This window comes from Laspinema sp. D2d (genome assembly GCF_025370755.1).
Lineage (GTDB): Bacteria > Cyanobacteriota > Cyanobacteriia > Cyanobacteriales > Laspinemataceae > Laspinema.
This window is the reverse complement of sequence record NZ_JAMXFC010000058.1, coordinates 17,599-27,989: the sequence shown is the minus strand read 5'-3', so window position 1 is coordinate 27,989 and position 10,391 is coordinate 17,599. Positions and strand designations below refer to the sequence as shown.

The window sequence follows — 10,391 nt, the reverse complement described above, 5'->3', positions numbered from 1 at the left end:
TGGGGAGGATGGGGAGGATGGGGAAGATGGGGAGGATGGGGAGGATGGGGAGGATGGGGAGGATGGGGGAGATGTTCTTAGTAACGACTTAAGTCGTTTCCTCGTGACTTGGCTCTGCCAAGTCATGCCCCCTTGGAGGCTGCCTCCAGTCCCTTATCAGGCGGCAGAGCCGCAAACTGCCCATGTCACGGCAGAGCCATGACACGAGAGCCACTCTAATCTCCCCCATCCTCCCCATCCTCCCCATCTCCCCCATCTCCCCCATCCTCCCCACCTCCCCCATCCTCCCCATCCTCCCCACCTCCCCACCCTTCCCCTGAAATCCTTAATCTTTTCTCTATTCGCAGTCACTCCGAATTGTGGTTAAATCCAACCAGAGTTGTACTGAATACTCAGGAAACCAATTTTTGTATCAATTGATACAAAAATTCACCAAGTCAATCCCTAGGATGATTCAGGGATAACGCAACTGAATCTTGGAGCCTGACGAGGGATGGTGCTGTGCACCGGCTTCGCCCAGGGCATAAAGCAAGGGTGCAGATGCGCTATCAACTCAAGCGACAGAGGGGAATTTTGCAATGATTGACCCTGCACTGTTCATGGCGATCGGCACCGACTTCGCCATCGAAATAGACCGAGAGATCTGAATCCTTGAAGTTCGCGGGCGCAGAGATAATGCCTCTCTTCCCAAACCTGACCCGGAAAGAGATCCGGTTACATCTAGGTTCGTACCCAAACCGCTTTGACACCCCTGCCCCTTGTAAGCACGCTCGTTCCCTGACGTCGATTGACACTAACCTAGAACAGAGGAGATATTAATGTTCCAGACTCCACAAGAAGTTTTAAATTATATCCGCGAGCAAGACATCAAGATCATCGATCTCAAGTTCATCGATACGCCAGGAATCTGGCAGCACTGCTCGTTCTATCGCGATCTGATTGACGAAAGTGCTTTCGATGAAGGCGTTGCTTTCGATGGTTCCAGCATCCGGGGTTGGAAAGCCATCAATGAATCGGATATGTCGATGGTCCCTGACCCGACAACGGCCTGGATCGATCCCTTCATGGCCGAGAAAACTCTCAGCATGATTTGCAGCATCAAGGAACCCCGCACTGGCGAATGGTACAGCCGCGACCCCCGTACCATCGCTCAAAAATCCTTAGACTATCTGATTTCAACTGGGTTGGGCGATATGGCCTTTATCGGCCCAGAAGCTGAATTCTTCGTGTTTGATGATGTTCGCTTCGATCAAACTGAAAACACCGGCTATTACTACGTTGATTCTGTTGAAGGACGCTGGAACTCTGGTAAGCAAGAACCCGGGGGCAACCTCGGCTATAAACCCCGTTACAAGGAAGGGTATTTCCCCGTTGCGCCAACGGATACCCTGCAAGATATGCGGACCGAAATGCTGCTGACGATGGCGGATTGCGGTGTTCCTATTGAAAAGCATCACCATGAAGTTGCCACAGGCGGACAAAATGAACTGGGGATTCGCTTTGCTCCTTTAGTCCAAGCGGCTGACTATTTGATGACCTACAAGTATGTCATCAAAAACGTAGCTAAGAAATATGGCAAGACGGTTACGTTCATGCCCAAGCCTTTATTTAACGATAACGGTTCGGGGATGCACACCCACCAGTCCATCTGGCAAAATGGTCAACCCACTTTCGCGGGTGATCAATATGCGAATTTGAGCAAAACTGCCCTATATTACATTGGCGGTTTGCTCAAGCACGCACCTGCTTTGTTAGCCATTACTAACCCCACCACGAATTCTTATAAGCGGTTGGTTCCCGGTTTTGAAGCCCCGGTCAACTTGGCTTATTCTCAAGGTAACCGTTCTGCCTCGATCCGGATTCCCCTTTCTGGACCGAATCCGAAGGCGAAACGCTTGGAGTTCCGCTGTCCCGATGCCACCTGTAACCCTTATTTGGCGTTTGCAGCGATGCTCTGCGCTGGCATTGATGGGATTAAGAATCAGATTGAGCCCGGTGATCCTTTAGATGTGGATATCTATGACCTCAGCCCTGAAGAGTTGGCGAAGGTCCCCTCGACTCCAGGCTCTCTGTTGGATGCACTCAAGGCGTTGGAAGCGGATCACGAGTTCCTGACGGCTGGAGGTGTGTTTACGGAAGATTTCATCACCAACTGGATTGAGTACAAGCTCGATAATGAAGTGAACCCGATGCGTCTGCGTCCTCACCCTTATGAGTTTGCTCTCTACTACGATTGTTAATTTCCCTAGGTTGATCTAACCTTGGCGAATTAATTAGAGAAGGGCCACCGGATGCGGTTGGCCCTTTTTTGTGAATTCACTAAAAAAATGCCGGTTAATTGGGATTTTCGTTACAATTGTTTATATTAAAACTTCATCGATCGCATTGATTTAGCCCTCCCATGACCGATCATCTCACTAAAGTAGCCTACAAAACGGTTCAAAACAGCAAAACTTATTTTAGTCTGGCTCATAAATCCATCAGTACCCAGTTACTCAAAGCCTTCGCACCCCCCCGCGAATCTCAGACGAATCCGATCGCTCCTGAGCTGTTAATGAAAATTCGGGAACGACTCGATCGCCTGATTGAAACGGACTGGAATGATGCAGAACAAGGCATCTATCCCACGGATATGCTGTTTGATCATCCCTGGGAAGACTTTTTGTGGCAGTATCCATTGCTCTGTTTAGATATGCCTACAGTCTGGATGCGATCGCAACAAAAAAAGCATCAGGAGTTTGCTTCAGACATCGATACCGCTGGCTATCCGGCTTACTACCTGCAAAACTTCCATCACCAAACTGATGGGTATTTAAGTGAAGATTCAGCGAACTTATATGATTTGCAGGTAGAACTATTATTTAATGGGTCTGCCGATGCTATGCGGCGGAGAATTTTAGCCCCCTTAAAGCGATCGCTGAACCCTTGGAGTAACCTACCGCAAAATCAACTCCGTATTTTAGACGTGGCCTGTGGCACTGGGCGCACCCTGAAATTCCTCCGAGGAATGCTCCCGAAAGCGGCACTGTTTGGTATTGATTTATCCCCGGCTTATTTGCGAAAAGCGAATGAAATTCTATCTCAAATTCCCGGGGAATTACCCCAACTCTCTCAGGCAAATGCAGAAGAATTGCCCTATCGCGATGATTATTTTCATGGAGTGACGAGCGTTTTCCTATTTCATGAACTTCCGCCTAACACTCGCCAAACTGTGATTAATGAATGTTTTCGGGTTTTGCACCCCGGGGGGACTTTGATCCTTTGTGATTCGATTCAAATGAGTGATTCTCCTGAATTGAAGAGGGTGATGGAGAACTTTTCTCAGATGTTTCATGAACCCTACTACCGTAATTATATCCAGGATGATTTAGTCCAGCGGTTAGAAACAGCCGGGTTCACGGATATTCAAACGGAAACCCATTTCATGAGTAAATATTGGACCGCCCGTAAACCTCACGTGAGTGAATAAGTGGGGCAACTTGACGGGGGCGATCGCCCCCGTCAAATCAGCCTCCACTCCCAGTCATCCTTGACAATAGCCGCAACTAGAATTATCCGGGCAACCGGAATATATCAATCCTTGGAGAGTAGACAGAAATGGCATGGATACGCTATACAGAGTCTAGGAAAAACCCAACGATGCGCCAGTAGGAACCTGATAATGACAACCGATTTAGAAACCCAATGCACTCCCATCCCTTCTACCGAAGAGTTACTAGGGGAGTCTTCAGAGACCAGCCTCGTAGAGGAACTTGAAACCGTCATTGGCAGTTTGGCTCAGGACCAAAAGGTGATGTTCGCACTCAACGAATCGGGTCATCTTTGGAAATTCAAATACGGCACCGTTGAGGTGTTCGTGCAATTAACGGGGACCAGTGATGAGGATACCTTAACGGTTTGGTCTTTCGTCCTTCCACTTCCCGCAAAGAACGAACCGGAGTTAATGCGGAAGTTATTGGAAATGAACTGGTTAAGCACTTATGAAGCCCACTTTGGCATTGTGGACGAACGCGTTACGGTTCTGTGTAGTCGCACCGTCATGGATCTGAATCCTAGCGAAATTTCCCGATGTGTCACCATCGTAGCGGCGATCGCGGATGAAAATGATGAAAAACTTCTGGCAGAATACGGACAATAGGTGAAAAAAGATATAGGGTCATTAGTCATTTGTCATTTGTGGTTTGTTTGTCCAGAGTCTTCCACAATCCAAAGGACAAATGACCCCGCCCCATGACTAATGAAAAATGACCAATAACCCCCCAATGACCATCGATTGTATGAATTACCAAATCGTCTGAATCTTCGTTAATGCCTGAATTTTTCGATCGCGGGTGACTAAGGGAAGATTTAACGATAAAGCAGTCGCCGCAATAATCCGGTCTGGCATATCGGGTACTATATCTCGGGAAATTTGTCGTAGAGTTTGTGCCGTAATTAAATCCAAAGAAGCTACGGCTAAACCCGTTCCCGGATCGGATAGCGCATTAATCAATTGCCCAAAAGCCTCTTCTGGTAAGCGATACCTTTCTACTAGATAGCTTACTTCTACTACGGAAATTGCAGACACATAAATAGGATAGTCTCCGCCCAAGGCATTATCCAAAGCATTTAGGGCTGATGGGGATAATAGAGCATTTTCACGCAAATACCAGATAATTGTATGCGTGTCGGCTACAACGGCTGTCATTAAATATCCTCTCTGGGAAAATTTCCCCACATTTCTTTTCGGGCTTGGGCAATGTCTTCTTCCGTAATATCAACTTTTAAATCAGCCCACAATCCTTTGACGCTCTTTAACGGTCTTTTATGCGGGTTCTTTTGATGAAGAAACTCCGCAAAATCTAATACTTCTTGCTGCTTGTCTGGGGTTAAGGTTCGCAACTTTTCTAAAACTGCCTGTTCTAAATTCATGGGGTCAGTTCCTCCGCAATTTTTCTAGGATAATTTTGGTTCTTTGGGTAATTAGACTTCTTGCAAAATTCTCTCAAGCCGATAGGCGTTCTTAAGGGGAGTTGGGGGAATCAATCTTGTTTTTGCAAGAGGTCTATTCAGTCTAGCAAATATTCCTTTCCCTGTTCAACTCCCCATTTAACCGGGTTCTGGGAGTTGTTCGATTCAACGACAAAAGCCGTTAACCTGCTCTTTGGAATGAGGGGGATAAACAGAGGTAAGATGTCTATGTTGTCCCCAAAATAATGAGTCCGAACTCTCCCGTTTGTCTACAGGCTCTTACCCTATCCAAAGTACCTTTCAGACTTTACTGATGCACAGTCCCCTTTGGCGATTGATTCCACCTATGCAGGTGAGCGGTTCCATGCAAATGGCGATCGATTTATGGTTACTAGAACAGTATGTCTCGGGAAATCATCCCCCGGTGTTGCGATTTTATACCTGGGACCCGGTGGCGATTTCTCTGGGTTACCATCAACGGCGCTGGCCCCAACGGTGGGAGAATTTAAGCTGGCAGGGGATGCCGATCGAGTTAGTGCGGCGTCCGACTGGGGGTCGGGCGGTGTTGCATCACGGAGATTTGACTTATATGGTGGTGATGTCGGATCTGGATGCCGGGGAAGGGACAGGGGCGAAACGCTCTCCTATACCCGGATATGAGGCGATTTGTGAGTTCTTAATCGCAGGTTGGCGCAGTTTGGGAGTGGAGTTACAGTATGGGCGGGCGGGACGGGGATACCGTCAAACGGCGAATTGTTTCGCGACGGCAACGGGTGCAGATTTGGTATTGCCGTCGGGGGAAAAGTTTATTGGGAGTGCTCAACTCCGGCGTAATGGGGCGGTTTTGCAGCAGGGTTCGATGCAGTTAAACCCATCGCCGGAGTTGTTTTCGGAGGTTTTTGGAACGGAAGGGCGGGTGCATTCGGGGTTGCCGGTTCTATCTTTGCCCTTGGAGGTGCTCAGGGAACGGGCGATCGCCTCTTTGATGGAGTCTGCTTCCCGTTGTTTCGGGGTGCAGTTGATTCCTCAACCTCTTTCGGAGGGTGAATGGGAGAAAATCAACGCCTTGGGTAACCAGAATCTGGTGTGTGGGGAAGACTCCCACGCAGGTTCTGAACTTTCAAAATTGAAGGATTAACGACTGAAGTCGTTCCTACAAACAGGGGATGAGTAAGTTAGATATTGAGTTGGAATATTAGAGTGGCTCATTTTTTGAGATGGCGTACCTCTTTTTCGGTAAAGGAGTTGGCGGTTGCTTTGGCGATCGCCGCAATGCCAAATCCTGGGGGATAACTTCCTTCTTCTTTAATCTGCTGAATTTGTTCACGTTGGATGGGCAAATTCAATTTTTTCCCAACGGTAGCAACGATATCCCCGCGATCGATAATTCCGGAGACGGCACCGGCTGGGGACAGCACAGTAATATAAGGTAAACTGTCGATTTCCATCCGATTAATGACCTCGACTAAGGTGCTATTTTCCTGTACGGTAATAATCTCAGGCAGTGGATGTACAATTTCTAACAAGGTTTGAGTCTGCCACTGACTCCGTTCAATTGAGCGTAAATCTTCTAAAGAAATCATGCCTCGATAACGTCCATCGGAGGCGGCAAAATAGGCGGCGTAACGCTGCTCAGTTTGCAGGTAGTCTGCGGCAAATTCATTTAAGGTCATTTTGGCATCGACGACGCGAAAATGACGGGTCATGGCGTCTTGAGCTTGGAGTTGGAGTAGCGCCTGTTGTAAAGTGGCTAGGCGATCGTAGGCGTTTGCGTTGCGGACGGCAAACCAGCCAATCAAAGCAATCCAAATGCCCCCTAAGCTATTGGCGAGTAACAAGATGGACAGTCCGAGGGCGATCGCGCTAAACCCGAGGGTTTTTCCCGCCTGGGCTGCCCAGTGTACGGCTTGAAAGCGGTTCCCACTGATTTTCCAGATGATCGCTTTTAAAATTTGCCCACCATCCAGGGGAAGTCCAGGAATTAGGTTAAATAATGCCAAGACTAGGTTAATACTGGATAAATCCCGGGCGACAACGGCAATGGGTGAGGTTCCCGGTACCAGTCCAGCAATGACTCCGAGGATGGCAAATAAGCTCAAACTCACGGCAGGTCCGGCGATCGCCACTTGAAAGGCTTCTTCTGGGGTCTTGGATTCCTGTTCAATGGCGGCTACACCCCCAAAAATAAACAGGGTAATCGAATTGACCTTGATTCCTTGAGATTGAGCGACTAAACTATGACCAAGTTCGTGCAGTAATACAGAAGCAAACAGCAACAGGGCTAATCCTAACCCAGTTCCCCAGGCGATCGCTGGCTCCCATTGTTGTTGTTCTGAATACTGCCCCGCATTTAATACCGTGACTAAAGAGAGGATAATCAACCATGAATAATCTATATAAAGCGGGATGCCAAATACCATCCCAATTCGCCAACCCGGTTGCATAAAATTTTCCTTAATTTTTAGTGATGTTAGTGATGTGGTTTGTCTTGATCCAGCACATCGCGATCGAGCCAATCTCAGAATTCAATCTGGCTTTCTTCTATTCTACTAATTTTCAGGGCGCAACTGAGTGGTAAAACCGGGTTACAGTGCAGGGGTTGCACGGGAGAGGCTTGAAAAAATGGGGGGCGCTATTCTTTACCTAATGTTTTAGAAAAGATTAGGTTAGTTTGTAGGGAGATCAACAATACTTTTTGTAACCACCGCAGAAACAATTCCATAGCAGTTGTTTCCTGGAGTTCCCGGGAGATTAGGGGAGGTGATTGCAGCGGAATGAAACGATAGGTTTCCCCTAATGAGTTTTCAGTTGTATTCGATGAAGCGGGGTATAGGCCAGCCTAAATCATGAGGGCAATAAAATTCAGCCGGGGGAGCATCTTGCTCCCTACGCTCATAGGGGCGTTAAGATGCTTACACTCGTTGGCAGAATTAAAAGGGTCTAATTCCTACAAGAGGCCCTATAAATACTACAATTCTGCCGGTGCGATCGCCTCAATCTGTATCGAAAAAACAAGCGCGACGCCCTAGGATAGGGTAACGGTTTAGAGTAAAAGGAGGGGGACTGCCCCAGAGGAACTCAGGCGATCGCCCGGTTCGCACTGGGGCGATCGGTAAATTGGAACCTGTCCTGGGCTGCACTGAGTCATCCCAGTTTTATGCATCTAACGTTCTTTACAGAACACCCGCATTGGTTAACCCTAAGATCACTCCGGTCCCGATCACGTGACCAAAACTGAGGGTTGCCAGCAGTTCAGGAATACCAAATTTCTTAAGCAGGGGAGGCATTCCTACGGGCAAACCTGGACCTTTACCGGGATTCTGGATGGCTCGGTAGCCAATAATGATGGCAAAGAGATTAGCCAGGATCATCACCAGTCCAACCGATGGAGACCAGTTTGGGGTAGGGGGTACGTTCGAGGCAACTGCGAGTAAGGTTGTGTAAAGCAAGTTTGTATCTCCTTTGTGGATAAATCACTTCAATGACTGGAATTATAAGAATTTATCGGCAAAAAAGAAAATTTTGTATTAATCCTTTACAAAAGCTTACACTTTTGAAACAAATTGTAATAATTTGCAGGAGTAAAAACTGAGGATGCGCGTTAAAATTTGCGGAATTATGAAACCCGAGCAGGGGGTGGCGATCGCCGATTTGGGGGCTACGGCGCTGGGTTTCATCTGTGTGCCGACTTCCCCTCGCTATGTGACGGATTTACAGATTCAGCAGGTCATTCAGGCTCTGGAAGGAATGCCGATCGATTGCATCGGCGTGTTTGCTAACACCACAATTGAGATGATTTGTCAAACCGTTGAAGTCGGAAGATTAACCGGGGTGCAACTGCATGGCGGGGAATCCTTGGAATTTTGCGATCGCCTGCGGCAAGCCTTACCCGAATCTGTGGAAATTCTCAAAGCCATCCGCGTCCGAGCTCAAACCGACTTAGCTCAAGCCCGGGATTATCTCCCCGTTGTGGATACATTGCTGCTGGATGCCTACCATCCCGGACTGTTGGGGGGAACGGGGCACACCATAGACTGGAATCTGTTGCAACAGTTTAACCCCGGTTGCCCCTGGCTGTTGGCTGGGGGACTGACCCCGGAGAACATCCAAGGGGCGATCGCCCAAGTCAAACCCCCCGGTATCGACCTCTCCAGTGGAGTAGAGCGATCGCCGGGGGACAAAGACCTCGCCAAAGTTGCGGAATTGTTCTTCAAGCTCAAATTGTCCGGTACTTACCTATCCGAATCAGCTTGACAACTCAGCCGTTACCTTGTATGATCCTTTCTTTAAAAGAACGAGGGTTGATGACGAATCAGGTTGAGAAACTCTTCCCGAGTCTTTTGCTCTTCCTGGAATTGACCCACCATTGCACTGGTTACCGTCCAAGACCCTGGTTTTTGGACACCCCGCATCACCATGCACATATGAGTTGCTTCCATGACTACCGCCACCCCTTTCGGTTCTAAAATGCTTTGAATGGCTTCGGCGACTTGGCGAGTGAGACGCTCTTGCACTTGAAGTCGGCGGCTGTACATCTCGACAATGCGGGCCAGTTTGCTCAATCCCACCACTTTTTCATTGGGGATGTAGGCAACATGGGCGCGGCCCATAAACGGTAGCATATGGTGTTCGCAGAGGCTGAAGAAATTGATATCTCGCACCAGTACCATCTCGTTATGCCCTTCGTCAAAGATGGCTCCATTCAGCAGCTCTTCTAACGATTGATTGTAACCGCTCGTCAGAAAACGCATGGCATCCGCCGCCCGTTTCGGGGTTTTGAGCAACCCTTCCCGTTCTGGATCTTCCCCCACCCCGAGGATCACTTCGCGGAACGCATCCATCATCCGATCGGCACTTTCTGCCGGGGGTTGATGAATATTGGGTTGAGCACCATTTAAGGTATTGCGATCAGGCCGCGTCTCGATACGGGGAGTTTTGTCTGAGGTTTCGGGGGATTTGATACCATTTCCAGTCATGGGTAATTGGGATCCTTGGGAAGCAGCAATAGTCATAAAAGATGTATGAGAGTGAGAGAGGTTTACAGATACTTCAAGTCCAGACCTTTACACGATTGAGGTCATCGGACATAGCACCACCAACAGCTAAACTGTTCGCGGAGGCTGTATCTCGCGGCGTTGATCAAGGGTGAAAATTAATCCCAAAAGCGCCGGTGTCATCTGTAAGAAATCAACGTCTATGAGGAACGACCTAGGGTCTGAGATTTCTGATGAAATGGCTCTATCCTCTGTGCTGGATTACTTCTTTCCGCTAGAAAACAACCGATAACCGCATTTTTTCTTTCCTAGAGGGAATTTGATCGATGGAATTTCGATCTTGCACTGCGATCGCTATATCGGATTAATCTTTGAATTTCAATCCCTGGCTTGATGTCGAGACGATCGCCATCGGTTGAGTCGCCTTTTTCGTGACTCGCTTAGATT

Annotated in this window: 10 protein-coding genes and 1 pseudogene; 6 read left to right on the top strand and 5 right to left on the bottom strand. The window is 48.3% G+C overall.

Going from position 1 to position 10,391, the window contains the following annotated elements; translation table 11 throughout:
* The 4 genes and pseudogenes from NG796_RS25030 to NG796_RS25015 form a co-directional block, all read left to right on the top strand.
* Nucleotides 1-202: pseudogene (locus NG796_RS25030) on the top strand (hypothetical protein); the annotation flags it as partial.
* Between the two features lie 616 nt (nucleotides 203-818).
* Nucleotides 819-2,240, top strand: a complete 1,422-nt coding sequence (glnA, locus tag NG796_RS25025; protein ID WP_261210081.1) for a type I glutamate--ammonia ligase — start codon at nucleotides 819-821, stop codon at nucleotides 2,238-2,240.
* Between the two features lie 161 nt (nucleotides 2,241-2,401).
* Entirely contained in the window at nucleotides 2,402-3,469 is a 1,068-nt protein-coding gene (locus NG796_RS25020; RefSeq protein WP_261210080.1) for a class I SAM-dependent methyltransferase, read from the top strand.
* A 192-nt stretch (nucleotides 3,470-3,661) separates the two neighbouring features.
* Nucleotides 3,662-4,138 carry a YbjN domain-containing protein gene (locus tag NG796_RS25015; protein ID WP_261210078.1) on the top strand — a complete coding sequence of 159 codons (477 nt, stop codon included), beginning with the start codon at nucleotides 3,662-3,664 and terminating at the stop codon, nucleotides 4,136-4,138.
* 144 nt (nucleotides 4,139-4,282) lie between these two features.
* Here NG796_RS25015 and NG796_RS25010 read toward each other — a convergent pair whose 3' ends face one another.
* Both NG796_RS25010 and NG796_RS25005 read right to left on the bottom strand, forming a co-directional pair.
* On the bottom strand, nucleotides 4,283-4,687 hold the full coding sequence (locus NG796_RS25010) for a type II toxin-antitoxin system VapC family toxin (RefSeq protein WP_261210076.1): 405 nt from the start codon (nucleotides 4,685-4,687) through the stop codon (nucleotides 4,283-4,285).
* Nucleotides 4,687-4,911, bottom strand: coding sequence for a DUF2281 domain-containing protein (locus NG796_RS25005; RefSeq protein WP_261210074.1), 225 nt, complete (start codon nucleotides 4,909-4,911; stop codon nucleotides 4,687-4,689). Before NG796_RS25005 ends, NG796_RS25010 begins: the two co-directional genes overlap by 1 nt.
* A 352-nt stretch (nucleotides 4,912-5,263) precedes the next feature.
* Between NG796_RS25005 and NG796_RS25000 the strand changes: the two genes are divergently transcribed.
* Complete coding sequence (locus tag NG796_RS25000) at nucleotides 5,264-6,088, top strand: biotin/lipoate A/B protein ligase family protein (RefSeq protein WP_261210072.1); 825 nt, start codon at nucleotides 5,264-5,266, stop codon at nucleotides 6,086-6,088.
* Nucleotides 6,089-6,155: 67 nt separating this feature from the next.
* Here the strand turns inward: NG796_RS25000 and NG796_RS24995 are convergent, their stop codons facing one another.
* Nucleotides 6,156-7,394 (bottom strand): site-2 protease family protein, encoded by a 1,239-nt coding sequence (locus NG796_RS24995; protein WP_261210070.1) that lies wholly within the window; start codon nucleotides 7,392-7,394, stop codon nucleotides 6,156-6,158.
* 729 nt (nucleotides 7,395-8,123) lie between these two features.
* Entirely contained in the window at nucleotides 8,124-8,399 is a 276-nt protein-coding gene (gene psaK, locus NG796_RS24990) for a photosystem I reaction center subunit PsaK (protein WP_261210068.1), read from the bottom strand.
* 145 nt (nucleotides 8,400-8,544) lie between these two features.
* Between psaK and NG796_RS24985 the strand changes: the two genes are divergently transcribed.
* The gene (locus NG796_RS24985) at nucleotides 8,545-9,204 is read left to right on the top strand and encodes a phosphoribosylanthranilate isomerase (RefSeq protein WP_261210067.1); all 660 of its coding nucleotides are present in this window, start codon (nucleotides 8,545-8,547) and stop codon (nucleotides 9,202-9,204) included.
* Between the two features lie 32 nt (nucleotides 9,205-9,236).
* Here the strand turns inward: NG796_RS24985 and folE are convergent, their stop codons facing one another.
* Nucleotides 9,237-9,962, bottom strand: coding sequence for a GTP cyclohydrolase I FolE (gene folE / locus NG796_RS24980; protein ID WP_261210066.1), 726 nt, complete (start codon nucleotides 9,960-9,962; stop codon nucleotides 9,237-9,239).
* Nucleotides 9,963-10,391: the final 429 nt, after the last annotated feature.